General features: G+C 68.4%; 22 protein-coding genes. 9 read left to right on the top strand and 13 right to left on the bottom strand.

What is annotated here, in order from left to right; translation table 11 throughout:
* Nucleotides 1-16 precede the first annotated feature (16 nt).
* The 4 genes from PKO50_RS29590 to PKO50_RS29575 all read left to right on the top strand — a co-directional run bounded on the left by PKO50_RS29590 (nt 17) and on the right by PKO50_RS29575 (nt 4,502).
* Complete coding sequence (locus tag PKO50_RS29590) at nt 17-1,432, top strand: acetyl-CoA carboxylase biotin carboxylase subunit (protein WP_109933888.1); 1,416 nt, start codon at nt 17-19, stop codon at nt 1,430-1,432.
* A 55-nt stretch (nt 1,433-1,487) separates the two neighbouring features.
* Nucleotides 1,488-3,296: a sodium-extruding oxaloacetate decarboxylase subunit alpha gene (gene oadA / locus PKO50_RS29585; protein WP_109933887.1), complete on the top strand. Its 1,809-nt coding sequence runs from the start codon at nt 1,488-1,490 to the stop codon at nt 3,294-3,296.
* Between the two features lie 188 nt (nt 3,297-3,484).
* The gene (locus PKO50_RS29580; protein ID WP_275628007.1) at nt 3,485-4,108 is read left to right on the top strand and encodes a c-type cytochrome; all 624 of its coding nucleotides are present in this window, start codon (nt 3,485-3,487) and stop codon (nt 4,106-4,108) included.
* A 52-nt stretch (nt 4,109-4,160) separates the two neighbouring features.
* A complete protein-coding gene (locus tag PKO50_RS29575) occupies nt 4,161-4,502 on the top strand; it encodes a zinc ribbon domain-containing protein YjdM (protein ID WP_177412054.1) in 342 nt (113 codons plus the stop codon).
* Nucleotides 4,503-4,770: 268 nt separating this feature from the next.
* On the opposite strand, the gene PKO50_RS29570 is transcribed toward PKO50_RS29575, so the two are convergent.
* The 6 genes from PKO50_RS29570 to PKO50_RS29545 form a co-directional block, all read right to left on the bottom strand.
* Nucleotides 4,771-5,289, bottom strand: a complete 519-nt coding sequence (locus tag PKO50_RS29570; RefSeq protein WP_275628006.1) for a nucleoside 2-deoxyribosyltransferase — start codon at nt 5,287-5,289, stop codon at nt 4,771-4,773.
* Between the two features lie 2 nt (nt 5,290-5,291).
* On the bottom strand, nt 5,292-6,377 hold the full coding sequence (locus PKO50_RS29565; RefSeq protein ID WP_275628005.1) for a calcium:proton antiporter: 1,086 nt from the start codon (nt 6,375-6,377) through the stop codon (nt 5,292-5,294).
* 1,122 nt (nt 6,378-7,499) lie between these two features.
* A complete protein-coding gene (locus tag PKO50_RS29560; protein WP_109933883.1) occupies nt 7,500-7,946 on the bottom strand; it encodes an NfeD family protein in 447 nt (148 codons plus the stop codon).
* A gap of 4 nt (nt 7,947-7,950) precedes the next feature.
* Nucleotides 7,951-8,889 (bottom strand): SPFH domain-containing protein, encoded by a 939-nt coding sequence (locus PKO50_RS29555; protein ID WP_089393853.1) that lies wholly within the window; start codon nt 8,887-8,889, stop codon nt 7,951-7,953.
* A gap of 124 nt (nt 8,890-9,013) precedes the next feature.
* Complete coding sequence (locus PKO50_RS29550) at nt 9,014-10,798, bottom strand: GspE/PulE family protein (protein WP_109933882.1); 1,785 nt, start codon at nt 10,796-10,798, stop codon at nt 9,014-9,016.
* Between the two features lie 91 nt (nt 10,799-10,889).
* Nucleotides 10,890-12,251, bottom strand: coding sequence for an inorganic triphosphatase (locus tag PKO50_RS29545; RefSeq protein WP_275628004.1), 1,362 nt, complete (start codon nt 12,249-12,251; stop codon nt 10,890-10,892).
* A gap of 176 nt (nt 12,252-12,427) precedes the next feature.
* Between PKO50_RS29545 and argE the strand changes: the two genes are divergently transcribed.
* Together argE and argA are read left to right on the top strand one after the other, a co-directional pair.
* The gene (gene argE, locus PKO50_RS29540) at nt 12,428-13,567 is read left to right on the top strand and encodes an acetylornithine deacetylase (RefSeq protein WP_109933880.1); all 1,140 of its coding nucleotides are present in this window, start codon (nt 12,428-12,430) and stop codon (nt 13,565-13,567) included.
* A 120-nt stretch (nt 13,568-13,687) separates the two neighbouring features.
* On the top strand, nt 13,688-14,986 hold the full coding sequence (gene argA, locus PKO50_RS29535) for an amino-acid N-acetyltransferase (RefSeq protein ID WP_275628003.1): 1,299 nt from the start codon (nt 13,688-13,690) through the stop codon (nt 14,984-14,986).
* Nucleotides 14,987-15,667: 681 nt separating this feature from the next.
* On the opposite strand, the gene gshA is transcribed toward argA, so the two are convergent.
* The 3 genes from gshA to PKO50_RS29520 all read right to left on the bottom strand — a co-directional run bounded on the left by gshA (nt 15,668) and on the right by PKO50_RS29520 (nt 20,149).
* Entirely contained in the window at nt 15,668-17,251 is a 1,584-nt protein-coding gene (gene gshA, locus PKO50_RS29530) for a glutamate--cysteine ligase (protein WP_275628002.1), read from the bottom strand.
* A 162-nt stretch (nt 17,252-17,413) separates the two neighbouring features.
* Nucleotides 17,414-17,803: a PaaI family thioesterase gene (locus PKO50_RS29525; protein ID WP_089393859.1), complete on the bottom strand. Its 390-nt coding sequence runs from the start codon at nt 17,801-17,803 to the stop codon at nt 17,414-17,416.
* A gap of 9 nt (nt 17,804-17,812) precedes the next feature.
* Nucleotides 17,813-20,149: a Tex family protein gene (locus PKO50_RS29520; protein WP_275628001.1), complete on the bottom strand. Its 2,337-nt coding sequence runs from the start codon at nt 20,147-20,149 to the stop codon at nt 17,813-17,815.
* Between the two features lie 234 nt (nt 20,150-20,383).
* On the opposite strand from PKO50_RS29520, the gene ompR reads away from it, so the two are divergent.
* The gene (gene ompR, locus PKO50_RS29515) at nt 20,384-21,127 is read left to right on the top strand and encodes a two-component system response regulator OmpR (RefSeq protein ID WP_109935050.1); all 744 of its coding nucleotides are present in this window, start codon (nt 20,384-20,386) and stop codon (nt 21,125-21,127) included.
* 99 nt (nt 21,128-21,226) lie between these two features.
* The gene (locus tag PKO50_RS29510; protein WP_074978160.1) at nt 21,227-22,546 is read left to right on the top strand and encodes an ATP-binding protein; all 1,320 of its coding nucleotides are present in this window, start codon (nt 21,227-21,229) and stop codon (nt 22,544-22,546) included.
* A gap of 310 nt (nt 22,547-22,856) precedes the next feature.
* Here PKO50_RS29510 and PKO50_RS29505 read toward each other — a convergent pair whose 3' ends face one another.
* From PKO50_RS29505 to PKO50_RS29495, 3 genes are all read right to left on the bottom strand, one after another.
* Nucleotides 22,857-23,783 carry an LD-carboxypeptidase gene (locus PKO50_RS29505; protein ID WP_275628000.1) on the bottom strand — a complete coding sequence of 309 codons (927 nt, stop codon included), beginning with the start codon at nt 23,781-23,783 and terminating at the stop codon, nt 22,857-22,859.
* Between the two features lie 297 nt (nt 23,784-24,080).
* Nucleotides 24,081-24,986 (bottom strand): 30S ribosomal protein S6--L-glutamate ligase, encoded by a 906-nt coding sequence (gene rimK, locus PKO50_RS29500; protein WP_089393863.1) that lies wholly within the window; start codon nt 24,984-24,986, stop codon nt 24,081-24,083.
* Nucleotides 24,983-25,459 (bottom strand): ATP-dependent zinc protease, encoded by a 477-nt coding sequence (locus tag PKO50_RS29495; RefSeq protein WP_089393864.1) that lies wholly within the window; start codon nt 25,457-25,459, stop codon nt 24,983-24,985. The genes rimK and PKO50_RS29495 overlap by 4 nt, the downstream gene beginning before the upstream one ends.
* Nucleotides 25,460-25,577: 118 nt before the next feature.
* Here PKO50_RS29495 and PKO50_RS29490 point away from each other — a divergent pair, with 118 nt between their 5' ends.
* Nucleotides 25,578-25,973, top strand: coding sequence for a S4 domain-containing protein (locus PKO50_RS29490; protein ID WP_275627999.1), 396 nt, complete (start codon nt 25,578-25,580; stop codon nt 25,971-25,973).
* Between the two features lie 38 nt (nt 25,974-26,011).
* Here PKO50_RS29490 and PKO50_RS29485 read toward each other — a convergent pair whose 3' ends face one another.
* Nucleotides 26,012-26,812, bottom strand: a complete 801-nt coding sequence (locus tag PKO50_RS29485; protein WP_275627998.1) for a phosphatase PAP2 family protein — start codon at nt 26,810-26,812, stop codon at nt 26,012-26,014.
* Nucleotides 26,813-26,880: the final 68 nt, after the last annotated feature.

The raw sequence follows: 26,880 nt of genomic DNA, 5'->3' as shown, positions 1-26,880 counted from the left end.
TCGAGGGAAACCGCAAGTGATCAAGAAAATCCTGATCGCCAACCGTGGGGAGATCGCTGTCCGCATCGTGCGTGCCTGCGCCGAGATGGGCATCCGTTCGGTGGCCGTCTACTCCGATGCCGACCGTCACGCCCTGCACGTGAAGCGCGCCGACGAGGCGCACAGCATCGGCACCGACCCGCTGGCCGGCTACCTCAACCCGCGCGCGCTGGTGAACCTGGCGGTGGAGACCGGCTGCGACGCCCTGCACCCGGGCTACGGCTTCCTCTCCGAGAACGCGGAGCTTGCGGACATCTGCGCCGAGCGCGGGATCAAGTTCATCGGCCCGTCGGCGGAAGTGATCCGCCGCATGGGCGACAAGACCGAGGCGCGGCGCAGCATGATGGCGGCCGGCGTACCCTGCACCCCGGGTACCGAAGGCAACGTCGCCGACCTCGCCGAAGCGCTGCGCGAAGGCGAGCGCATCGGCTACCCGGTGATGCTCAAGGCCACCTCCGGCGGCGGCGGCCGCGGCATCCGCCGCTGCAACAGCCGCGAGGAGCTGGAGCAGAACTTCCCCCGCGTCATCTCCGAGGCCACCAAGGCCTTCGGCAGCGCGGAAGTCTTCCTCGAGAAGTGCATCGTCAACCCGAAGCACATCGAGGCCCAGGTGCTGGCCGACGCCTTCGGCAACACCGTGCACCTGTTCGAGCGCGACTGCTCGATCCAGCGCCGCAACCAGAAGCTCATCGAGATCGCCCCCAGCCCGCAGCTGACCCCCGAGCAGCGCGCCTACATCGGCGACCTCGCCGTGCGCGCGGCCAAGGCCGTGGGCTACGAGAACGCCGGCACCGTGGAGTTCCTGCTCGCCGATGGCGAGGTGTACTTCATGGAGATGAACACCCGGGTGCAGGTGGAACACACCATCACCGAGGAAATCACCGGCATCGACATCGTCCGCGAGCAGATCCGCATCGCTTCCGGCCTGCCGCTCTCGGTCAAGCAGGAAGACATCCAGTACCGCGGCTATGCCCTGCAGTTCCGCATCAACGCCGAGGACCCGAAGAACAACTTCCTGCCCTCCTTCGGCAAGATCACCCGCTACTACGCCCCCGGCGGCCCCGGCGTGCGCACCGACACGGCGATCTACACCGGCTACACCATCCCGCCGTACTACGACTCCATGTGCCTGAAGCTGATCGTCTGGGCACTGACCTGGGAAGAGGCCCTGGACCGCGGCCTGCGAGCACTGGACGACATGCGCGTGCAAGGCGTGAAGACCACCGCGCCCTACTACCAGGAAATCCTCAAGGATCCGGAATTCCGCAGCGCCGAGTTCAACACCAGCTTCGTGGAAAGCCACCCGGAGCTGACCCAGTACTCGATCAAGCGCAACCCGTCGCACCTGGCCATCGCCATCGCCACCGCCATCGCCGCCCACGCGGGCCTTTGAGGTTTCAGGCTGCAGGCTACAAGCGGCAGGCTGCAGCGGAGAGGAGAATTACGAGATGAGCAAGAAAATCAGCGTCACCGATACCATCCTGCGCGATGCGCACCAGTCCCTGCTGGCCACCCGCATGCGCACCGAGGACATGCTCCCGATCTGCGACAAGCTCGACAAGGTCGGCTACTGGTCGCTGGAAGTCTGGGGCGGCGCCACCTTCGACGCCTGCGTGCGCTTCCTCAAGGAAGACCCGTGGGAGCGCCTGCGCAAGCTCAAGGCCGCGCTGCCCAACACCCGCCTGCAGATGCTCCTGCGCGGGCAGAACCTGCTGGGCTACCGCCACTACAGCGACGACGTGGTGCGCGCCTTCGTGGCCAAGGCCGCGGTCAACGGCATCGACGTGTTCCGCATCTTCGACGCGATGAACGACGTGCGTAACCTGCGCGTCTCCATCGAGGCGGTGAAGGCCGCCGGCAAGCACGCCCAGGGCACCATCTGCTACACCACCAGCCCGGTGCACACCATCGACGCCTTCGTCGCCCAGGCCAAGGCCATGGCGGCCATGGGCGTGGACTCCATCGCCATCAAGGACATGGCCGGCCTGCTGACCCCCTACGCCACCGGCGACCTGGTCAAGGCCCTGAAGGACGCCCTGCCGCTGGAAGTGGTGGTGCACTCCCACGACACCGCCGGCGTGGCCAGCATGTGCCAGCTCAAGGCCGTGGAGAACGGCGCCGACCGCATCGACACCGCCATCTCCAGCATGGCCTGGGGCACCAGCCACCCGGGCACCGAGTCGATGGTCGCGGCGCTGCGCAACACCCCCTACGACACCGGCCTGGACCTGGAGCTGATCCAGGAGGTCGGCATGTACTTCCACGCCGTGCGCAAGAAGTACCACCAGTTCGAGAGCGAATTCACCGGCGTGGACACCCGCGTGCAGGTCAACCAGGTGCCCGGCGGCATGATCTCCAACCTGGCCAACCAGCTGAAGGAGCAGGGCGCCCTCAACCGCATGGCCGAGGTGCTCGAGGAAATCCCGCGGGTGCGCGAGGACCTGGGCTTCCCGCCCCTGGTCACCCCCACCTCGCAGATCGTCGGTACCCAGGCGTTCTTCAACGTGCTGGCCGGCGAGCGCTACAAGACCATCACCAACGAGGTGAAGCTGTACCTGCAGGGCCGCTACGGCAAGGCCCCGGGCCAGATCAACGAGCAGCTGCGGCGCCAGGCCATCGGCAACGAGGAAGTCATCGACGTGCGCCCGGCCGACCTGATCAAGCCCGAGCTGGACAAGCTGCGCGGCGAGATCGGCGCCCTGGCCCGGTCCGAGGAGGACGTGCTGACCTTCGCCATGTTCCCGGACATCGGCCGCAAGTTCCTCGAGGAACGCGAGGCCGGCGCCCTGAAGCCCGAGGAACTGCTGCCGATCCCCACCGGCAACGGCGTGGCCGCGGCCGGCGGCGAAGGCGTGCCGACCGAGTTCGTGGTCGACGTGCACGGCGAGAGCTACCGCGTGGACATCACCGGCGTCGGCGTGAAGACCGACGGCAAGCGCCACTTCTACCTGTCCATCGACGGCATGCCGGAAGAAGTGGTGTTCGAGCCGCTCAACGAGTTCATCGGCGGCGGCGGCAACAAGCGCAAGCACGCCAGCGCGCCGGGCGACGTCAGCACCACCATGCCGGGCAACATCGTCGACGTGCTGGTGAAGGAAGGCGACAGCGTGAAGGCCGGCCAGGCCGTGCTGATCACCGAGGCCATGAAGATGGAAACCGAGGTGCAGGCGCCCATCGCCGGCACCGTCAAGGCGATCCACGTAGCCAAGGGTGACCGCGTCAACCCGGGCGAGGTGCTGATCGAGATTGAAGGCTGACCGACGGACAGACGGGTCTCAAGGTTCAGTCCCCGGGGGAGCACGATGCTCCCCCTTTTTTATGTCTTTGCGAAAACCATCACCTTCCGGCGCGGCCGGGGCACCGCTTCATTGACCTGCATCCAGGCCCCGCGCCGCGCGCACGCCTATAAACGGCAAGCCGCAGGCCGAGTTCCGGGGAGGAGGCGATGCGTTTCGCGATTGCTCTGCTGTTGACCGTCAGCTGTACCGCCCTGGGCGACGAGGCCGCCCAGGCGCGCTTCGACGCCATCATGGCCGACCCCGCCCTGCGCGAGCAGGCCTACGCCGCCGGCCACGAGCGCATCGTGCTGTGCCGCAACTGCCATGGCGACGATGGCAACAGCCGGCGCGACTACATCCCGAACCTGGCCGCGCAGGCGCCGGGCTACCTGTTCACCGCCTTCGAGCGCTACGCCAGCGGGCAGCGCACCGACTTCGTGATGAACCAGGCCGCGAAGATGCTGAGCCTCGACGAGCGGGTGAACATCGCCGTGTACTACAGCCAGCAGCCGGTGCTGCCGCGCCAGGGCACGGTGGACGATACCCTGCGGGCCAGGGGCGAGGCGCTGTTCGGGCGGGTCTGCGTGGCCTGCCATGGTCCGCAGGGGCTGGGCCAGCAGGGCGTCCCGCGTATCGCCGGGCAGCCGGCGGCCTACCTGCAGCGGACGCTGGAGGCCTACCGCGACAAGGACCCGCGCCGCGCCGGCTCGACCATGCTGGCGGTGGCGTCGCAGCTGCAGGCCGGGGATATCGAGGCGCTGGCGGCCTACCTGCAGCAATTGCACCCCTGAAGTGGGCAAAGCCTTATATAATGCACGGTCTTTTCCACTGTCAGTGATAGCGATCATGAGCCTGCCACCCTGCCCGAAATGCAATTCCGAATACACCTACGAGGACGGCGCGCTGCTGGTCTGCCCGGAATGCGCCCATGAATGGTCGGCCGATGCCGCCGCCGAAGGCGAGGGCGACGCCAAGGTGATCAAGGACGCCGTCGGCAACGTGCTGCAGGACGGCGACACCGTCAGCGTGATCAAGGACCTCAAGGTCAAGGGCTCGTCCCTGGTGGTCAAGGTCGGCACCAAGGTGAAGAACATCCGCCTGGTGGACGGCGACCACGACATCGACTGCAAGATCGACGGCATCGGCGCCATGAAGCTGAAGTCGGAATTCGTCAAGAAGGTCTGAGCCGCTCGGGCTTCTCTTCTTCTTTTGTAGGAGCGGATTCATCCGCGATCGCCGTGCCTGGGCCCGGCCCATCGCGGACGGAGTCCGCTCCTACGTCAATTCCGGGCTCCCGTAGGATGGGTTGAGCGAAGCGATACCCATCACCGTGACCGCATGGGTTTCGCAAGCTCAACCCATCCTACGAAAAGCGCCTCGGCGCAGTCGTGTAGGAGCGGGCCCTGCCCGCGAATCGCGCGCAGGGCGCGCTCCTACATGGGCGCGGTTACGGTCATTCCGCCGGCTGCACATCCTGGCGCAGCAATTCCAGCGCCTCGCGCGGGCCGCCGGAGACGATCTGGGTGGGCACCGCCAGCATCAGGTTCAGCGGCAGGCCGAAGGCTTCCAGGACGTTGCCGTCGCGGTCGCGGCCGGGTTGCTCGCCCAGCCATTCCGGGTACTTGCGGCGCATGCGCTCGGCGTAGCTGCCGGCGTCTGGCAGGTAGCCGTACAGCGGCTTGCCCAGGGCCGCGGCGTAGCCGACCTCGAAGCAGGTGCCGCTGTCCGGTTCGCTGCCGCGGAAGGACGCCAGGTTGGCCAGCACCACGTCGGCCTCGGCGAGCATCCGCAGGTTGGCGCGGTACAGCCAGATCGCCTGCTGGTGCGGCTCCGTGATCGCCTCCGGCAGCCGGTTGTCCAGCGGGAACAGCCCTTCGAACCCGTATTCCGCGCACAGCGCCTTGAGCCGTTCGCCGTACGCGGCGGCGTCGGGGCGGAACACGTCGGGGCCGGCGAGGTAGATCTTCAGCATGCTTACAAACCCATGAGCGACAGCATCAGGAAGGTGGCGAAGAGCACGAAGTGGGTCATGCCCTCGATGGCGTTGGTCTTGCCATCGTGCAGGTTGAACCCGGCCACCACCAGGGTGATGAACATCATCCCGGTCTGCAGCGGGGTCATGGCCATCTGGAACGGCTGGCCCTTGAACAGCGCCAGGGCCTCGATCACCGGCACCGTGAGGATCACCGTGGACAGCGAGGCGCCGAGGGCGATGTTGACCACCGGCTGCATGCGGTTGGCCAGGGCGGCGCGCAGGGCGGTGAGGATCTCGGGGCTGGCGGAGATGGCCGCCACCAGCAGCGCCGGCACGATCGGCGGCACGCCGCTGCCTTCCAGGCTGACGTCCAGGGCCTTGGACATCACCTCGGCCAGGGCGCCGATCAGCACCACGCCGACCACCAGCAGGGCCATGGAGCCGCGGGTGCCGCCGTGCTCCTCGTCGGCCTCGTGGGGCTGCTGCTTGCGCACCGCGTAGTTGTAGCTGAAGAAGTAGCTGTGCTGGCCGGTCTGCATGCGCAGGAACAGGCCGTAGAGCATCAGCATGCAGCCGATGGTGAACAGCGAGTAGAGCTTCCACTGCGCGGCCGGGATCAGCTCGGGGATGACCATGGAGATGCCCACCGCGGTGAGGATCATGGTCACGTAGGTCTTGCCCGAGTCGTCGTTGTAGGCCTGCTCGCCGTGCTTGAGGCCGCCGAGCAGCGCGGCCAGGCCGAGGATGCCGTTCATGTCCAGCATGACCGCGGCGTAGATGGTGTCGCGGGCCAGGGTCGGCGAATGGTTGTGGCCCATCATGATGGCCAGGATGACCACCTCCACCAGCACCGCCGCCAGGGTCAGGATCATGGTGCCGTAGGGCTCGCCGACCTTCTCCGCGAGCACCTCGGCATGGTGCGCCACGCGCAGCGAGACGCTGATGATCGAGGCCAGCAGCACGCTGGCGGCCACCCCGGCCACGGCCTTGCCGCCGGCTAGCAGGCTGTGCTCCAGGGCGTAGGCCAGCACGGCCAGGAGCAGGGCGAGGAGGAGGAATTTCTCGTCTTTGAGCAGGCGCAGCATTCGAGGGGATGTCCGTTCCGTGGGGTCGAGGCGCCCATCTTAGGCCCTGCCCGGGGCCTTGCCCACCGTCGGCGGGAACGTAGGAGCAACTGTCTCGCGCCCGCGCCGAGATGCTCTTCGTAGGAGCGAGCCTGCTAGCGAACTCTGGCCTCTCGCTCCTCCCTTAACCTTGCCATTCCCGCGAACGCGGGACGCGCCTCCATCGCGAACAGCGCTTGCGCTGGCCCGAAGGGGAATAACCCAGAAACTTCGGGTTTGGGTGTAGCGCGCCGCTCCGAGTCTGCCCGACCTTCTTGTTTCGCCCCTCGGGCGAGTCCCTTTTGTCAAACGCCACAAAAGGAACCAAAAAGGCTTGCCCCGCATACGGGCCCGATGAAGCCGGGCTACCCTCACGAACTCCCCCGCCACGGAGGCCCGCCCCGACAGCACGTCCCTGTGCTGATCGGGGCTCTAGCGACATCCATGTCGCATGACCTCCTGAGCGCCGGTTTCGCTCGGCCTTCTGAAGGGGCGTTCCGGTGCGCGCGGAGGTTTCTCTGGAAGTCCAAAAAAACCAGAGCAAGAGCGGGCATGCTCTTCGTAGGAGCGAGCTTGCTCGCGAACCTGGTTTTCCGCGTTCGCGATAGCTCGTAGGGCGCATAACGCCTACGGCGTTATGCGCCGTTTGCGTCGAACCTCGGTGCATTGGTCAACGGCGGATAACCGCGAACGGTTATTTGCCCTACGAGTTTGCCGGCTGACGCTGTGTTATCCGCTTGCTCGGGACAGCCCCCTCTCCCTTCAGGGAGAGGGTTGGGGAGAGGGGACGGACTTCGCTCTGGCACTTCTGCCAAACCCTGGCTCCGCTCCCCCTCCCTAACCCTCCCCGCAAGCGGGAGAGGGGACCGTCCGGCGCGAGGCGAAACCACAAAGCTCCCGGGCTCCCCGTAGGGCGGATAAGGTCCGCTCCTACGGTTCCAGGAGGCACGGACGTAGGGCCCTGCCCGCGATTCGCGCGCAGGGCGCGCTCCTACAGGTGGAGCCGGAGGTGGGCATGGCGCGTAGGAGCGGATCTTATCCGCGATTCGCGCCGGCTATCGCGGACAAGGTCCGCTCCTACAGGGGGTGGGGCGAGGCGTCAGCTCAGGCAGGCTCCACCAGCAGCACGGCGCCGTCCTGCCCGGTGACCTTCACCTGGGCGCCGGCCGGCAGGTCCGGGCCGCTGACCAGCCACAGGCTGTCGCCGACGCGGATCTTGCCGCGGCCGCCGATGATGGCGTCGTGCAGGGCGAACTGCCGGCCGACCAGCTCGCTGCCGCGGCGGTTCAGGCCGCTGGCGGCTTCGCCGGCGCCCGGGCGGTGCTGGTAGCGCCACCAGAACGCCACGGTGAGCAGCGCCAGGATGCCGAAGGCGAGGAACTGCCAGGTCCAGGCCAGGGCCGGGGCGAAGAAGGCCAGCACGCCGGTGGCCGCCGCGGCGATGCCGATCCACAGCAGGTAGCCGCCGGCGCCGAACACCTCGAGGATCAGCAGCAGGGTGCCGAAGGCCAGCCAGTCCCAGAAGCTCAGGTGTTGCAGGTAGTCCCACATGACCTCAGCCCCGGCCCTTGGCGCCCGGGGCGCCGTCGCCGAAGGTGGCCCTGACGATCTCGCCGATGCCGCCCACCGCGCCTATCACCTGGCTGGCCTCCAGGGGCATCAGCACGATCTTGCTGTTGTTCGAGGCGGCCAGCTGGCCGAGGGCGTCGACGTATTTCTGCGCGACGAAGTAGTTCACCGCCTGCACGTTGCCGCTGGCGATGGCCTCGGAGACCACCTGGGTCGCCCGCGCCTCGGCCTCGGCCTGGCGCTCGCGGGCCTCGGCCTCGAGGAAGGCGGCCTGGCGCTGGCCCTCGGCCTTGAGGATCTGCGCCTGCTTCTCGCCCTCGGCGGTGAGGATTTCCGCGGCGCGCTTGCCCTCGGCGTCAAGGATCTGCGCGCGCTTCAGGCGCTCGGCCTTCATCTGGCTGGCCATGGCTTCCACCAGGTCGGCCGGCGGGCTGATGTCCTTGATCTCGATGCGGGTGACCTTCAGGCCCCAGGGTGCGGTGGCCTCGTCGACGGTGCGCAGCAGGCGCTCGTTGATGGCGTCGCGCTGGCTGAGCATGTGGTCCAGCTCCATGGAGCCGAGCACGGTGCGGATGTTGGTCATCACCAGGTTGCGGATGGCGTTCTCCAGGCCGCTGACCTCGTAGGCCGCCCGGGCCGCGTCGACCACCTGGTAGAAGCACACCGCGTCGATCTGCACGATGGCGTTGTCGGCGCTGATGGCTTCCTGCGGGGGGATGTCCAGCACCCGCTCCATCATGTTGATCTTCTGTCCGACGCGGTCCATCACCGGGACGATGATGTTCAGCCCCGGCTTGAGGGTGCCGGTGTAGCGGCCGAAGCGCTCCACCGTCCACTCGTTGCCCTGGGGGACCACCTTGAAGCCCATGAAGACGATCGCCAGCGCGAGGATGACGAAGAGAATCAGGACACTGCCGGTTTCCATCTGGTGCACTCCTTGGTCGATTGGGACTTCCTGCATGGCGCCCCGGCCCACGAGGGGTGGGGCAGCGGGAAAACCTAACGCTTTCCCGTGTCATCCCGCGAGCCCCATCGGGCTCGGAGATTTCCTATTTCTGTTCGCTCTGCGGCGTCACCCGCAGCACTTCCTCGATGGTGGTCAGGCCCGCGGCGACCTTCTGCGCGCCGGACAGGCGCAGGCTGCGCATGCCTTCCTTGAAGGCGTGGCGGCGCAGCGGGATGAGGTCGGTGTCGGGGGTGATCTGTTCCTTCAGGCTGTCGGTCAGCAGCATGATCTCGTACACCCCGGCGCGGCCACGGTAGCCGGTGTCGCGGCACTCCAGGCAGCCCACCGCCTGCTGCGCGCCGGTGGGCAGCGGGGCGTTCCAGGGCCGCGTCAGGTCCTGCCAGTCGTTTTCCTCCAGCTCCAGCGGTGCCTTGCAGTGCGGGCACAGGGTGCGCACCAGGCGCTGGGCCATGACGCCGAGCACGGTGGCGCGGATCAGGTAGTAGGGCACGCCCAGTTCCAGCAGGCGGGTGATGGCCGTGGGGGCGTCGTTGGTGTGCAGGGTGGAGAGCACCAGGTGCCCGGTCAGCGCCGCCTGGATGGCCATCTCGGCGGTCTCCAGGTCGCGGATCTCGCCGACCATGATGATGTCCGGGTCCTGCCGCAGCAGGGCGCGCACGCCGCTGGCGAAGGTCAGCTCGATGTTGTGCTGTACCTGCATCTGGTTGAACGAGGGCTCGATCATCTCGATCGGGTCCTCGATGGTGCAGACGTTCACCTCGTCCGTGGCCAGCTGCTTGAGCGTGGTGTAGAGGGTGGTGGTCTTGCCCGAGCCGGTGGGGCCGGTGACCAGGATGATGCCGTTGGGCTGGTTGGTCATGCTCTGCCAGCGGCGCAGGTCCTCGGGGGAGAAGCCCAGCTGGTCGAAGCTCTTGAGCAGCACCTCGGGGTCGAAGATCCGCATCACCATCTTCTCGCCGAAGGCGGTGGGCAGGGTCGACAGGCGCAGCTCCACCTCGGCGCCGTCCGGGGTCTTGGTCTTCACCCGGCCGTCCTGGGGCTTGCGCTTCTCGGCGACGTTCATCCGCCCCAGCGACTTCAGGCGGCTGACCACCGCCATGGTGACCTGCGGCGGGAACTGGTAGACGTTGTGCAGCACGCCGTCGATGCGGAAGCGCACCGTGCCCTGCTCGCGCCGCGGCTCGATGTGGATGTCGCTGGCGCGCTGCTGGAAGGCGTACTGGAACAGCCAGTCGACGATGGTGACGATGTGCGCGTCGTTGGCGTCCGGCTCCTGGTCGCTGGCGCCCAGGTTGAGCAACTGCTCGAAGTTGCTCACGCCGCTGATCTTCATGTCCTGGGCGGAGGCGCCGCTGACCGACTTGGCCAGGCGGTAGAACTCGGTGGTGAAGCGCTGGATGTCCAGCGGGTTGCACACCACGCGCTTGATCGGGCGCTTGAGCACGTGGGTCAGGTTGCTTTCCCAGCTGTGCACGAAGGGCTGGGCGCTGGCGATGGTGACGCTGTCCGGCGCCACCGCCACGGCGAGGATCTTGTGGCGCTGGGCGAAGGCGTAGGACATCAGCGGGGTAACCGCGGCGACGTCGATCTTCAGCGGGTCGATGCGCAGGTAGGGCTGGCCGGAATACTCGGCCAGCCAGTGCACCAGGGTGTCGAGGTCCAGGTGGCGGCCGGGGTGGCGCAGGTCCGGCACCTGCTGGGCGGCGAGGAATTCCAGGGGGTGCTGCTGGTTCTTCACCGCGCTGCGGCGGATCGCCAGGCACTGCTCGGCGTCGCTCTGCGCGACGCGGCCCTGGGCGACCAGCTCGTGGAGTACATCGGCCAGGTCGAGCCAGCGATCCTGGGCGGGCGAAGCGAAGACGGACATTCGGACTCCCGTTGGTCGTAGCTGCAAGCTGCAAGCTGCAAGCTGCAAGCTGCAAGCGCATAGGCGCGAACTCTCGCCTGCCGCCTGCAGCTTATTTCAAAATTGCCTTCCAGGGCTTGAGGGTCAGCACAGTATGGGCCTGGGCCGCCAGGGCATCCAGGCCCGCGCTGTCGCGCTGGTGTAGGACCAGTTCCAGCTTGGCCAGTTCACCGTACAGGCGGTCGGCCTCGGGCAGGTCGAGCACGCCGCGGGCCAGGCGCAGCCAGACCAGCAGGCGCTGCAGGCGCGGAAGCTGCTCGACCAGCAGTTCCGGCTGCTGCTGGGCGCGGGCCAGGGGCAGGCCCTCGGCTTCCTCGGCGAGCAGGCGCGGCAGCCACTTGCCCAGGGCCGCGGCACCCTGGCGGTTGCCGCGCTCGTTGCGGCCTTCCTGCCAGGCGCGGGCCAGCAGCCAGCGCGAGGCCTGCAGCGAGAACAGGCCCCAGCGGACCTGGCCGAGTTCGGCGCGGAAGGCTTCCGGCGCCTGCTGGCGCACCGCTTCGTCGGCTTCGCCCTGTTCCAGGCGCGGGCGCCAGTCGCCGATCAGCGCGTCCAGCGCGGCGCGCAGCTCGCGGCTACTGGCGCGCGGCGCGGCCTGGCCGAGGCTGCCGAGCAGGGCGCGCAGGTCCACCAGTTGCTGCAGCCATTCCTGCAGCAGGCGCCAGTGGCCGTTGAAGCGGTACTGCTCGGCCAGGCGCTGGCTGCTGCCCAGCAGCCCCCAGGCGATGGCGGCGAAGGCGCCGTCCAGCGGGGTTTCCGCCAGCAGCTTCTGGGTGTCCGGGTGCACCGTGTAGCTGGCCGGGTCGAACAGCCGGTAGCCGCGCTCGGCCTTGCTGATGTCGCAGGGCATCAGCGGCAGGTCGGCGGCAAGCTCCGCGGCCAGTTCCAGCAATGCCGCGGGCTCGCCCTGGCGCAGTTCCAGCTCCAGCTCGCAGATTTCCTCTTCCTGCTCCCCGGCCACCACCTTGCCCAGGTCCAGGGCGGCCTCGATCACCACCCGGGTCTTGCCGCGGCCCCAGGCGATCTCGGCGCGCTGGCGGGTGAAGTCGGTGCTGAAGATCGGCGCCAGCTGCGCCTTGTCCAGGTCGGCCAGGGCCGCCGGCCAGCAGTTGTCGTCGAGCTTGCCCAGGTCCAGCTCGGGCTTGTCCAGGTACCAGTCCCATTCGTTGCGCTCGGACAGCCCGGCGACGCTGTGCCCGCGGCTCTTCAGCGTCTGGATGAACTGCTCGCCGTCGCGGCGCAGGCGCAGCGCGACCTTGGCCCGGGCCAGGTCGCGGCCGGGGGTGTCGTAGTACTGGTTGTACAGCTCGCTCTGTTGCCAGCCGGACTTGTTGCGCTTCTTCAGCAGCGGGTGGTCGCGCAGCGCCTCGAGGGTCTCGCGGCTGGCGCGCAGCTTGATTTCGGTTTCTTTCTGCATGGCGGAGTCCGGGAAGGAAAAGGGTAGACGGGCCCGCAGGGCCTGGCGTGGGGGCGCTCGTCGAAGCCCGTTAGTGTACAGGACAGCACCGCGTCGGCGCTGTTCCGGCGAAGGATGGCGGTTCAACTGGCGGCCATCCTGGGCCATGATGGGGACCGATGCCTCCGGAGACGCCCATGCCCCTGCCGAGCCTGAAAGACCGTTTCGCCCAGTTGCTCGCCCTGCCGTCGGTGAGCTGTACCCAGGCTGCCCTGGACCAGTCCAACCGCCCGGTGGTGGAGCTGCTGGCCACCTGGCTGGGCGACCTCGGCTTCGCCTGCGAACTGCAGGAGATCGCCCCGGGCAAGTTCAACCTGCTGGCGAGCCTGGGCAGCGGCCCCGGTGGCCTGGTGCTGGCCGGGCACACCGACACAGTGCCCTACGACGCGTCGCTGTGGAAAAGCGACCCGCTGCGCCTGGACGAGCGCGACGGCCGCTGGTACGGCCTGGGCAGCTGCGACATGAAGGGCTTCTTCGCCATCGCCATCGAGGCGCTGCTGCCGCTGCTGGAGAAGCCCCTGCGCCAGCCGCTGCTGATCCTCGCCACCTGCGACGAGGAAAGCTCCATGGCCGGCGCCCGCGCCCTGGCCGAGGCCGGCCGGCCGCTGGGGCGCGCCGCGGTGATCGGCGAGCCCACCGGGCTGCGGCCGATCCGCCTGCACAAGGGGGTGATGATGGAGCGCATCGACATCCTCGGGCAGAGCGGCCACTCCTCCGACCCCAGCCTCGGCCACAGCGCCCTGGAGGCCATGCACGCGGCCATCGGCGAGCTGCTGGCGCTGCGCGCGCAGTGGCAGAAGGAGTTCAACAACCCGCAGTTCGGCGTGCCCCAGCCGACGCTGAACCTGGGCTGCATCCACGGCGGCGACAACCCCAACCGCATCTGCGGCCAGTGCGCCCTGGAGTTCGACCTGCGGCCGCTGCCGGGCATGGACCCGCAAGCCCTGCGCCGGGCCATCGGCGAGCGCCTGCAGCCGGTGGCCGAGCGCTTTTCGGTGCGCCTGGACTACCAGCCGCTGTTCCCCGCCGTGCCACCCTTCGAACAGGCCGCGGACAGCGAGCTGGTGCGCCTGGCCGAGCGCCTGAGCGGGCATTCGGCGGAAGCGGTAGCCTTTGGCACCGAAGCACCGTATCTTCAGCAGCTCGGTTGCGAGACACTGGTCCTGGGCCCCGGCGACATCGCCTGCGCCCACCAGCCGGACGAACACCTGGAACTCGCTCGCATCCCGCCGACCGTGGAACTGCTGCGCGGCTTGATCCAGCATTACTGCCTGTAACCGCCCTGAAGAGGAGAACCCCGTCGATGTGCATGCGACGACGATAACCGCCGCTCCCGCCGCTTGCCGGCCAACTGCACTCGACAACCCTTCATCGCCCGCTCACAGGCTGCCTGGACAATGCAAGACTACGTCACCTGGTTACGTCACGCCTCTCCCTACATCAACGCCCACCGGGACTGTACCTTCGTGGTCATGCTGCCCGGCGAGGGCGTGGAAGACCCGAACTTCGGCAACATCGTCCACGACCTAGTGCTGCTGCACAGCCTGGGCGTGCGCCTGGTGCTGGTGCACGGCTCGCGCCCGCAGATCGAGGCGCGCCTGGCCGCGCGCGGGCTGGCGCCGCGTTTCCACCGCGACCTGCGGGTGACCGACGCGCCCACGCTGGAATGCGTGATCGACGCCGTGGGCAGCCTGCGCATCGCCATCGAGGCGCGGCTGTCCATGGACATGGCCGCCTCGCCCATGCAGGGCGCGCGCCTGCGCGTGGCCGCGGGCAACCTGGTCACGGCGCGGCCGATCGGCGTGGTCGAGGGCATCGACTACCACCATACCGGCGAGGTGCGGCGCATCGACCGCAAGGGCATCGGCCGCCTGCTCGACGAGCGCTCCATCGTGCTGCTCTCGCCCCTGGGCTATTCGCCCACCGGGGAAATCTTCAACCTCGCCTGCGAGGACGTGGCCATGCGCGCGGCCATCGAGCTGGATGCCGACAAGCTGATCCTGTTCGGCGGCGAGCGCGGCCTGCTCGACGAGGACGGCAAGCTGGTCCGCGAGCTGCGCCCGCAACAGGTGCCGGCGCACCTGCAGCGCCTGGGCAACAGCTACCAGGCAGAACTGCTCGACGCCGCCGCCCAGGCCTGCCGCGCCGGGGTGCGGCGCAGCCACATCGTCAGTTTCACCGAGGACGGCGCGCTGCTCAGCGAGCTGTTCACCCGCGCCGGCAACGGCACCCTGGTGGCCCAGGAGCAGTTCGAGCAGCTGCGCGAGGCGGGCATCGAGGACGTCGGCGGCCTGCTGGAGCTGATCCGCCCGCTGGAAGAGCAGGGCATCCTGGTGCGCCGTTCGCGCGAGGTGCTGGAGCGCGAGATCGAGCAGTTCAGCATCGTCGAGCGCGAGGGCCTGATCATCGCCTGCGCGGCGCTCTACCCGATCGCCGATTCCGACGCCGCCGAGCTGGCGTGCCTGGCCGTGAACCCGGAGTACCGCCACGGTGGGCGCGGCGACCAGTTGCTGGAACGCATCGAGAAGCGCGCCCGGGCCCTGGGCGTGAAGACCCTCTACGTGCTCACCACCCGCACCGCCCACTGGTTCCGCGAGCGCGGCTTCCAGCCCAGCAGCGTCGAGCGCCTGCCGGCGGCTCGGGCGTCGCTGTACAACTACCAGCGCAATTCGCAGGTGTTCGAGAAGAGCCTGTAGTTCAGCCCCTCTGCCTTTCGTAGGAGCGAGCTTGCTCGCGAATGAAACCCGCTGCGGAATCCGTTCGCGAGCAAACTCGCTCCTACAGGGAATGGCGTGGGTGGGGCGGCGTAGGAGCGGATCTTATCCGCGAATGGCGCCGGGATATCCGGCTATCGCGGACAAGGTCCGCTCCTACGGGGGAGGAATATCGTGCTCCCCGGCAATCTGTAGGAGCGGGCCCTGCCCGCGATTTCGCGCGCAGGGCGCGCTCCTACAGGGAATGGTGCGGGTGGGGCGGCGTAGGAGCGGATCTTATCCGCGAATCGCGCCGGGACGTCCGGCTATCGCGGACGGAGTCCTCCTACGACCGTGCTTTCCTGGAACCGTAGGAGCGGGCCCTGCCCGCGAATCGCGCGCAGGGCGCGCTCCTACAGGGAATGGCGTGGGTGGGGCGGCGTAGGAGCGGATCTTATCCGCGAATCGCGCCGGGACGTCCGGCTATCGCGGACAAGGTCCGCTCCTACGGGGGAGGAATATCGTGCTCCCCGGCAATCTGTAGGAGCGCGCCCTGCGCGCGATTCGCGGGCAGGGCCCGCTCCTACAGGGAATGGCGTGGGTGGGGTGGCGTAGGAGCGGATCTTATCCGCGAATCGCGCCGGGACGTCCGGCTATCGCGGACAAGGTCCGCTCCTACGGGGCTTAAACGCCGATCACTCCGAGGATGCTCGCCTGGTAGGCCGCCACGAAGGTGTCGAAATCCCCTTCCGGCTGGCGTTCCAGTTCTTCCTGTTCGGCCAGCGAGGTCCTGGCCATGCCCTCGAAGGCTTCCTGCTCCGCCGCCGGCAGCGGCCGGGCGAGGGTTTCGGCGTGTTCGCGGCTCTTGCGCAGGGCGAAGGCGGTGAAGCTCTCGCCGCGCTCGCGCATTTCCGCCAGGACCTGGGCGGATGGCGTGCGCTCCGGATCGGCGACCTTCTCGCGCTGCTGCATCAGGCTCTGGGCATGGGCGTCGCCGCCGCTGGCGCGGTCGAGCAGCTCGGCGATGGGCGCGATGCGCTCCAGCAGCTCGCTGGCCCAGACCTGCAGCGGTACGGTCTGCCCGCAGCGCTGCAGGTGCAGGCCCGGGCGGCGGCCTTCCTTGACCACCTTGAGGAAGTTGCTGGTGGCCGCGCCGCATTCGCCGTCGGCCAGCAGCGGGCTGTCCTGCAGCGCGCAGTAGAGCAGGAAGGCGTCGAGGAAGCGGCCCTCGGCGGCGTCGATGCCCAGCGGCAGGAAGGGGTTGATGTCCAGGCAGCGCGCCTCGACGTACTGCACGCCGCGCGACTCCAGGGCCTGGATCGGCCGCTCGCCGCTGTAGGTCACGCGTTTCGGGCGGATGCTGGAGTAGTACTCGTTCTCGATCTGCAGGATGTTGGTGTTCAGCTGCACCCACTCGCCGTCCTGCTTGGTGCCGACCTTCTGGTAGGGCGGGTAGGGCGTGCCCACCGCGCTGCGCAGGCTCTCGACGTAGCTGTCGAGGTCGTTGTAGCAGGGCGTCAGGCCGGCCTGGGCGTTGTTCTGGTAGCCCAGGTCGCTCATCCGCAGGCTGGTGGCCCAGGGCAGGTACAGGGTGTGCTCGTCGAACTGCTGCAACTGGTGCGGGCGCCCGCGCAGGAAGCCGGCGTCCAGCGCCGGCGAGGCGCCGAACAGGTACATCAGCAGCCAGCTGTAGCGGCGGAAGTTGCGGATCAGGGCGATGTAGTGCGCGGACTGGAAGTCGCGCAGCGCCATGCCGCCGTCCTCGTGCCGCTGCAGCAGCTGCCAGAGGCCCTCGGGCAGGGAGAAGTTGTAGTGGATGCCGGCGATGCACTGCATGGTCTTGCCGTAGCGCAGCGCCAGGCCCTTGCGGTAGACGTACTTGAGGCGGCCGATATTGGAGCTGCCGTAGCGCGCGATAGGGATGCTCTCCTCGTCGGGCAGCTCGCAGGGCATCGACGGGCTCCACAGCAGCTCGCCGCCAAGGCGCTGGCTGGCGAAGCGGTGGATGCTCTCCAGGGACGCCAGGGTCTGCTCGACGCCGGTGCTGGTGGGGGTGATGAACTCCAGCAGCGCCTCGGAATAGTCGGTGGTGATCTGCGGGTTGGTCAGGGCCGAGCCCAGGGCGCGCGGGTGCGGGGTCAGGGCCAGCCGGCCGTCGGCGTCGACCCGCAGGCACTCGCGCTCGATGCCGTGCAGACACTGGCTGAGCAGGGGCAGGTTGGCAGCGTCGCCGAGCAGCGCCAGGCGGCGGGAGAGTAGGTCGCTCAATTTGATGTCCTTCACGCGGCAGTCGCCCCACTATGGGGGTGGACCGGGCGGTCTACAAGGGGGTGGGCGGCCGGCGTTGTCGCCTGGCGGGCTGCGACCGGCCGGAGCCCGCGCGCGGCGCGGGCTCCGGTGGTCAGGATAGTGCAGGAAAGGGGCCCGGGCTTACAGCTGGGCGAAGGTGCCTTGTCCCTTGGCGACCAGCTTGTCGCCCTGGAGCACGTCCGCCTCCACCACCAGCGAGCGGCGCCCGGCGTGCAGGACCCTGGCCACGCAGCGGACCTCGCCTTCGGCGACGGCGCGTATGTAGTTGATCTTGCATTCCAGGGTGACGCTCTGGCGGTCGAAGCCATGGGCGCTGGAGCAGGCCAGGCCCATGGTCACGTCCATCAGCGAGAAGATCGCCCCACCATGCATCACATTGCCGCGGTTGCGCAGGTGCTCGGCCATCTTCAGGCTCACTTCGGCCTCGCCGTCGCCCAGGCGCACCGGCTCGAGGCCGATGTTCTCGCTGAAGGCGCTGATCATCCGGTCGCGGCCGGGCATCTCGCTCATGGGTTTTCCTTACTTCTTCTTCAATTGCTTGGCGTTGGCGAACAGGGCGGCCATGGCGTTGTTCGCCGGGGCCTTCTCCTGCTGCCGCGGTGCGCTGCGCTCGCCACGCTGGCCGCCGTTGCCGCGGTTGCCGCCGCGCGGGCCTTCGACCTTCTCGCCAGGGGTGTCGCCCATGCGCATGGACAGGCCGACGCGGTTGCGCGGGATGTCCACTTCCATGACCTTCACCTTGACGATGTCACCGGCCTTGACCACTTCGTACGGGTCCTTGACGAACTTCTCCGACAGCGCCGAGATGTGCACCAGGCCGTCCTGGTGCACGCCGATGTCGACGAAGGCGCCGAAGTTGGTGACGTTGGTCACCACGCCTTCGAGCACCATGCCCGGCTTGAGGTCCTTGAGGCTCTCGACGCCGTCCTGGAACTCGGCGGTCTTGAACTCCGGGCGCGGGTCGCGGCCGGGCTTGTCGAGTTCCTTGAGGATGTCGGTGACGGTGGGCAGGCCGAACTGCTCGTCGGTGAACTTCTTCGGCTCCAGGCGCTTGAGGAAGCCCGAGTCGCCGATCAGCGAGCGGATGTCGCGGCCGGTGTCGGCGGCGATGCGCTGCACCAGCGGGTAGGTCTCCGGGTGCACCGCCGAGGCGTCCAGCGGGTTGTCGCCGTTCATCACGCGGAGGAAGCCGGCGGCCTGCTCGAAGGTCTTCTCGCCGAGGCGGCTGACTTTCTTCAGTTCGTCGCGGGTGCGGAAAGCGCCATTGGCGTCGCGGTGCGCCACTATGTTCTGCGCCAGAGTGCTGTTGAGGCCGGAAATGCGCGCCAGCAGCGCGGCGGAGGCGGTGTTGACGTCCACGCCCACGGCGTTCACGCAGTCTTCCACCACCGCGTCCAGGCTGCGCGCCAGCTGCAGCTGCGAGACGTCGTGCTGGTACTGGCCGACGCCGATGGACTTGGGCTCGATCTTCACCAACTCGGCCAGCGGGTCCTGCAGGCGGCGGGCGATGGAGACGGCGCCGCGCAGCGACACGTCGAGGTCCGGGAATTCCCTGGCGGCCAGTTCGGAGGCCGAGTACACCGAGGCGCCGGCCTCGCTGACCATGATCTTGGTGCACTTGAGCGCCGGGTATTTCTTGATCAGCTCGGCGGCCAGCTTGTCGGTCTCGCGGCTGGCGGTGCCGTTGCCGATGGCGATCAGCTCCACCTGGTGCTTGGCGCAGAGCGCGGCGAGCACGGCGATGGTCTGGTCCCACTGGTTCTTCGGTACGTGCGGGTAGACGGTGGCGGTGTCCAGCAGCTTGCCGGTGGCGTCGACCACGGCCACCTTGACGCCGGTGCGCAGGCCCGGGTCCAGGCCCAGGGTGGCGCGCGGGCCGGCCGGGGCGGCCAGCAGCAGGTCGTGCAGGTTGCGGGCGAAGACGTTGATGGCTTCAAGGTCGGCGCCTTCGCGCAGCTCGCCGAGCAGGTCGGTCTCCAGGTGGGTGTAGAGCTTGACCTTCCAGGTCCAGCGCACCACCTCGGCCAGCCACTTGTCGGCGGCGCGGCCCTGGTTGGAGATACCGAAGCGCTCGCCGATCATCACTTCGCAGGGGTGCGCGGTGCCCGGCAGTTCCTCGCCGACCTTCAGCGCCACGCTGAGCACGCCTTCGTTGCGCCCGCGGAAGATCGCCAGGGCGCGGTGCGACGGCGCGCCCTTGAAGGGTTCGTCGTGCTCGAAGTAGTCGCTGAACTTGGCGCCCTCGGTTTCCTTGCCCGGCACCAGGCGGGCGGTGAGGGTGGCGTTGTCCTTGAGGAACACGCGCAGGCGGTCGAGCAGGGTGGCGTCCTCGGCGAAGCGCTCCATGAGGATGTACTTGGCGCCTTCGAGCACGGCCTTGGTGTCGGCGAAGCCTTTCTCGGCGTCGACGAAGCGCGCGGCTTCGGTTTCCGGGGTCAGGCTCGGGTCATTGAACAGCGCATCGGCCAGCTCGCCCAGGCCGGCTTCCAGGGCGATCTGGCCCTTGGTGCGGCGCTTCTGCTTGTACGGCAGGTAGAGGTCTTCCAGGCGCGTCTTGGTGTCGGCCAGCTTGATCTCGCGGGCCAGCTCGGGGGTCAGCTTGCCCTGCTCCTCGATGCTGGCGAGGATGGCGCCGCGGCGCTCTTCCAGCTCGCGCAGGTAGCGCAGGCGCTCTTCGAGCAGGCGCAGCTGGGTGTCGTCGAGGCTGCCGGTCACTTCTTTGCGGTAACGGGCGATGAAGGGGACAGTGCTGCCTTCGTCCAGCAGGGCCACGGCGGCGGCCACCTGCTGCGGTTGAACACGGCCGGAGGGCAGTGCGGAGAGCTCTTCGGCGATACGGGTGTTGATGCTGTCCATGAATCCACCTGGTGAAACCAACGAGAATACGGGGTGTGGCGCTAGCGCCGGCCGGCTCGCTCGGGCGTCCGGCAGGCGTCTATGACAACGCCCCGCCGCAAAAGCGCCGCATTATACCCAGGCTAAATTGAGCGGGAGGGCGGTCGGTCGGGGAAAAATCTGCTAACAATGGACAATTCGTGGCCAACCGAGGCTGGGCGATAATTGCCGGCCTGACCCGAACCTGGAGTTTCTATGTCGAACCCGTCCACCCTGCCCGAAGGTGAAAAGATCCTCATCGTCGACGACGACGCCCGCCTGCGCCGCCTGCTGGAGCGCTTCCTCGACGAACAGGGCTACCGCGTGCGCGCCGTGGAGAACACCGAGCAGATGGACCGCCTGCTGGCCCGCGAGCTGTTCCAGCTGGTGGTGCTGGACCTGATGATGCCCGGCGAGGATGGCCTGTCGGCGTGCAAGCGCCTGCGCGAGGCGAACAACCAGATCCCGATCATCATGCTCACCGCCAAGGGCGACGAGTCCAGCCGCATCCAGGGCCTGGAACTGGGCGCCGACGACTACCTGGCCAAGCCGTTCAACCCGCGCGAGCTGCTGGCGCGGATCAAGGCCGTGCTGCGCCGCCAGGCGCCGCTGGTGCCGGGCGCCCCGGCCGGCGAGGACGAGGTGGTCACCTTCGGCGACTACGAGCTGTACCTGGCCACCCGCGAGCTGAAGAAGAACGGCGGCGAGGTGCACATGCTCACCACCGGCGAGTTCGCCGTGCTCAAGGCGCTGGTGCAGCACGCCCGCGAGCCGCTGACCCGCGACAAGCTGATGAACCTGGCCCGCGGCCGCGAGTGGGACGCCCTGGAGCGCTCCATCGACGTGCAGATCTCGCGCCTGCGCCGGCTGATCGAGCCCGACCCGTCCAAGCCGCGCTACATCCAGACGGTGTGGGGCGTGGGCTACGTGTTCGTGCCGGACGGTAATGCCCGCAAATGATCCTCCTGTAGGAGCGAGCTTGCTCGCGAACCAGCCCCGCTGCGGATTTGGTTCGCGAGCAAGCTCGCTCCTACGCTCCGTGCTTTCTGGTAGTTCATCTTGAAAACCCCGCCCTGGTTCCCGCAAAGCTTCTTCGCCCGCACCCTCTGGCTGGTGCTCATCGTCGTGCTCTTCTCCAAGGCGCTGACGCTGGTCTACCTGCTGATGAACGAGGACATGCTGGTCGACCGCCAGTACAGCCACGGCGCGGCCCTCACCGTGCGCGCCTACTGGGCCGCCGACGAGCGCTCGCGCGAGGCCATCGCCAGGTCCGCCGGGCTGGCCTGGGTGCCCCACGAGAACGGCCAGCCGGAAGAGCAGCACTGGCCCTACAGCGGCATCTTCCAGCGGCAGATGCGCACCGAGCTGGGCCCGGACACCGAGACGCGCCTGCGCATCCACCACCCGTCGATGCTCTGGGTCCACGCGCCCAACCTGGGCGACGGCTGGCTGGGTGTGCCGCTGTACCCGCACCCGCTGCGCGGCCAGCAGATCTGGAGCGTGCTGGGCTGGTTCCTCGGCATCGGCCTGCTGTCCACGGCGGCGGCCTGGATTTTCGTGCGCCTGCTCGGCCAGCCGCTCAAGCGCCTGGTGGTGGCCTCGCGGGAGTTCGGTAAGGGTCGCAGCGTGCGCCTGCCGCTGGGGCAGGACACCCCCAGCGAGATGGCCGAGGTGTACCGCGCCTTCAACCAGATGGCCGACGACGTCGAGCAGGCCGCGCGCGAGCGCGAGCTGATGCTGGCGGGGGTGTCCCACGACCTGCGCACGCCGCTGACGCGCCTGCGCCTGTCGCTGGAGCTGATGCCCGAGACCGAGCGCGAGATGGTCGAGGACATGGTGCGTGACATCGAGGACATGGACCAGATTCTCGACCAGTTCCTCGCCTTCATCCGCGACGGCCGCGACGAGCCGGTGGAGGCGGGCGACCTCAACGAGCTGACCCGCGAAGTGGTGGCGCCCTACAACCAGGGCGAGGAGCACGTGCGCCTGAGCCTGCAGCCGCTGCCGCCGTTCCCGCTGCGGCGGGTGTCGATGAAGCGCCTGCTGGGCAACCTGATCGGCAACGCCCTCAACCACGGCGGCGGCAACGTCGAGGTGGCCAGCCACCTGGCCGGCGGCGACGGCGCGCCCTACGTGGTGCTGAGCGTGCTGGACCGCGGCGCCGGCATCGACCCGCAGGAGCTGGACAGCATCTTCAACCCCTTCATCCGCGGCGACAAGGCGCGCGGCGGCAAGGGCACCGGCCTGGGCCTGGCCATCGTCAAGCGCATCGCCGCGCAGCACGGCGGCAGCGTGGAACTGCGCAACCGCGAGGGCGGCGGGGTGGAGGCACGGGTGTGCCTACCGCTGGGGCTGATGCTGCCGCGCGGGGCTTCCTGAGCCGCGGTATCCCCGGCGGGTGTAGGAGCGGGCCCTGCCCGCGATTCGCGCGCAGGGCGCGCTCCTACAGGGGGCGCTACGTAGGGCGGATAACGCGCCAGCGTTATCCGCCGTTGGGGCTAGTCCGTGCCGAGAGAGGGGGTGGTTTTAGTCGGTAATCTCTGTGCTGGCCGGCTAACGCCGAAATATCAGAGCGCTCCGAACGGTCCCCTCTCCCTTCAGGGAGAGGGTTAGGGAGAGGGCGCTCTCGAATTCAGCACCAGAGTCTCGAGCAAGCACCGTCCGCGATCTGTTGAGCCTGACGCAGGCTCTACCACTCCAACCCCTTCACCCCCAACCGCCCCACCTTCCCATAAGGCCAAGCCCTATTCTGCGCCCCATGCCCGCTCGGCAGCCCGTGGTACAGCGGCACCCCCAGCGGCTTCAGGTACTCCACGAAAATCTCTTCCAGGCTGTGCGCCACGTTCTTGCGCGGGCAGTCGGTGAAGGTGCCCAGCACCACCGCGCCCAGGCTTGCCGCGTCGATGCTGTTGAGCAGTTGCCAGAGGCTGCGCTCCAGGCGGTAGTAGGGCTCGCCCACGTCCTCCAGCACCAGGATGGCGCCGGCCGGGGCGTGCAGCGCGGCGACGGTGCCGGCGGTGCTGGCCAGGGCGGTGAGGTTGCCGCCGATCAGCTCGCCTTCGACGGTTTTCTTCGGGCCGCCCAGGTGGGCGCAGGGCAGGTGGTCGTCCTCGCCGGCCAGCAGGCGGCTGACCGAGGCCAGCGAGGCCAGGCGCTCGCGCTGTTCGCTGGGGGCGCTCAGCGGCTGCAGGCCGAGGGCGCTGGCCACCGGGCCGTGGATCGCCGGCAGGCCGTGGCGGTGGAAGGCGCTGAGCAGGATGGAGATGTCGGAGAAGCCGATCAGCGGCCGCGGCGAGGCCGCCCTCAGCCGCGCCCAATTCAGCCCGGGCACCAGCTGCGCGCAGCCGTAGCCGCCGCGCAGGCACCAGACGGCGCTGACGTCTGGCAGCTCGAAGGCCCGGTGGAAGTCCTCCAGGCGCTGCTCAAGGGTGCCGGCCAGGTAGCGGTAGCGGGCTTCGGCGTGCTCGCCCAGGTGGTAGTCGATGCCCAGCACCTCCAGTTGGCGCAGGGTGGCCTCGAAGACCTCCTCGGCGATGGAGGATGCCGGGGCGACCAGGGCGACGCGGCCTTCGAAGGGGGACCAGGTCAGGTCGGAGGGGCGGGGGGATTTGGGCATAAACGAAATCCGGGACGGCGTGACGAACGACATTGTAGGAGCGAGCTTGCTCGCGAACGGAGTTTCCCGGTCACAGCGGTGAATGAGGTCACCTCCGTACCCTCTCCCCAGCCCTCGGCTGCGCGCCCCGCCCTGAAGGGAGAGGGGGCCGTTCGGAGTGGCCTGGAAGGCTGGCACCATCCTCAAACCCCGTCATTCCCGCGAACGCGGGACGCGGCTCCATCGCGAACAACGCTTGTGCTGGCCCGAAGGGGAATAACCCAGAAAACGGCGTAGGTGGTGAGGTGGCCGCCCGGCTCACCCCTTGCCCTTGGTTCTGACCATATGCGGCCCGGCGTTCTTCTCCAGGTACTCGATGATCACCCCGGCGATGTCCTTGCCGGTGGTGGTCTCGATGCCTTCCAGGCCCGGCGAGGAGTTCACCTCCATCACCAGCGCGCCGTGGTGCGAGCGCAGGATGTCGACACCGGCCACCTTCAGGCCCATGATCCGCGCCGCGCGGATCGCCGTCATGCGTTCCTCGGGGGTGATCTTGATCAGGCTGGCGCTGCCGCCGCGGTGCAGGTTGGAGCGGAACTCGCCGGGGGCGGCCTGGCGCTTCATCGAGGCGATCACCTTGTCGCCCACCACGAAGCAGCGGATGTCGGCGCCGCCGGCTTCCTTTATGTATTCCTGCACCATGATGTTGTGCTTGAGCCCCATGAAGGCTTCCAGCACCGATTCGGCCGCCTTCTGCGTCTCGGCCAGCACCACGCCGACGCCCTGGGTGCCCTCCAGCAGCTTGATCACCAGGGGCGCGCCGCCGACCATCTGGATCAGGTCCGGCACGTCGTCCGGGGAGTGGGCGAAGCCGGTTATCGGCAGGCCGATGCCCTTGCGCGAGAGCAGCTGCAGCGAGCGCAGCTTGTCGCGGGAGCGGGCGATGGCCACCGACTCGTTGAGCGGGAACACGCCCATCATCTCGAACTGGCGCAGCACCGCGCAGCCGTAGAAGGTGACCGATGCGCCGATGCGCGGGATCACCGCGTCGAAGCCTTCCAGCGGCTGGCCGCGGTAGTGGATCTGCGGCTTGTGGCTGGCGATGTTCATGTAGGCACGCAGGGTGTCTATCACCACCATCTCATGCCCGCGTTGTTGCCCGGCCTCCACCAGCCGACGGGTGGAATACAGGCGCGGATTGCGCGACAGCACGGCGATTTTCATTGGGCACCTGAAAGGGCGGGGGTAACCATGATGAGGGGTTTGTCCTGGACGTAGGTCAGCGCCGGGTTGACCACCAGCTGGCCCTGGACCAGCGCCTTGGAGCCCAGCAGCACGCGGTAGCGCATGGTCTTGCGGCAGGCCAGGGTGAATTCCACCGGCCAGGCGCGGTCGCCCAGGGCCAGGGTGGTGCGGATCACATAGCGGGTCTGGGCCTGGCCGTTGGAGCTGCGGATGGTCTTCATCGTCACCAGCGGCGCCTCGCAGCGGTGGCGGCGCTGCACCTGGGTGCCCAGGTGGGCGGTGAAGCGCACCCAGTCGCGGCCGTCACGGTGGAAGGTGACGATGTCGCTGGCGTGCAGGCTGGAGGTGCTGGCGCCGGTGTCGATCTTCGCGCGCAGGCCGACGATGCCCAGGTCGGGAAGGCCGATCCATTCGCGCAGGCCGATCACTGACAGGTGGTCGAAGGTCTTCAAAAGGAGCCGTCCCAGGGTTTTGCGGCATTCTAGCAGGGCCATCGGCGCCCGCCAGGGGCCTGCCGGGAACGCCGGGCCGAGGGTAGACTGGCCAGGTTGCAGACGTGTGGATGAGGCCGTGAGCGAGAAAGACGACGACAGGGTACGCCTGGACAAGTGGCTGTGGGCAGCGCGCTTCTACAAGACCCGCGGCCTGGCCAAGGCGGCCATCGAGGGCGGCAAGGTGCATTGCCGGGGCGAGCGCTGCAAGCCGAGCAAGGAGCCGAAGGTCGGCGAGGAGTACGTGCTGCGCACGGGGTTCGACGAGCGCACGGTGGTGGTCAAGGCGCTGTCGGGCGTGCGCCGTGGCGCGCCGGACGCCCAACTGCTCTACGAGGAAACCGCCGAGAGCCTGAAGCGCCGCGAGGAAGCCGCGGCCCTGCGCAAGGCCGGCGCCCTGGGCGTGCAGACCGACGGCCGGCCGAGCAAGAAGCAGCGCCGCCAGCTGCTGCACTTCCTCGACGACCAGGAATAACGGAAACCCCCGCCGTGGCGGGGGTTCCGGAGGGCGCCTCAGGCGGCGATCACGCTCAGGCGGTTGAGCAGCGGCACCTTCGCCAGTTGCGCGAACAGCGGCTCGGTCAGGCGCACCAGGGCGGCGCTGGCCCAGGCGGCGAAGGGGGTGAAGCAGCTCCAGGCCAGGGCCAGCAGGGCCATCTGCACGCCGCCTATATAGTCGTCCTGGCCCCAGTGGGCGCCGGCCACCAGGCGCGGCAGCATGAACAGCAGGGCCAGGGCCCAGACCACCAGCCACTGCACGGCGTTGCGGGCGAACAGGCTGAGGAACAGCGCCCACACCAGCAGCACCGAGGCGTGGTCGCCGGGGAAGCTGCGCGCCGACTCGTCCTTCACCTCGAAGAGGGTGTCCTGCCAGCTGCGGAAGAAGTCTTCCAGGCGCACGGCGTCCGGGGCGATGGCGGAAATGCTGGCGTGCTGCCAGCCCAGGTGGTGGGCGATCTTGGCATAGAGGGTGCGGACGATCATCAGCACCACCATGGTCACCACCATGCCGAAGGTCGCGGCACGCACCTGGGTGGCCTTGAAGATCCAGTCGCCGCGGATCAGCAGCAGGAGCAGGATGAGCGCCACCAGTGCGTCGAACGGTCGCGTGCTGGCCACTGCCCAGGTATCGCGCCAGGTCTCGTTGGTCGCCAGGGGCGCGTTGAGGGCGTGGAACAGGCTGAAATCGAAGAAGTCGATGGCGGCGCGGGTCGGCGTCCATAGCCAGAGCAGCAGCAGGGCCAGGGCCAGCAGGTGGCAGGCGATGAACGGGCGCCACGACCAGGTGGCTTGGAACGGCGAAGCTTTCTCCATAGAATCGATTCCCCCTTACTGAACCGGGCGGCTGTCGCGAAGCGCGCTTTATAGGCCTTTGCCATCAG

The organism is Pseudomonas sp. 273 (assembly GCF_029201425.1).
Taxonomy (GTDB): domain Bacteria; phylum Pseudomonadota; class Gammaproteobacteria; order Pseudomonadales; family Pseudomonadaceae; genus Pseudomonas; species Pseudomonas delhiensis.
The sequence above is the reverse complement of the archived record's forward strand: the minus strand, read 5'-3'. Positions and strand labels throughout refer to the sequence as shown.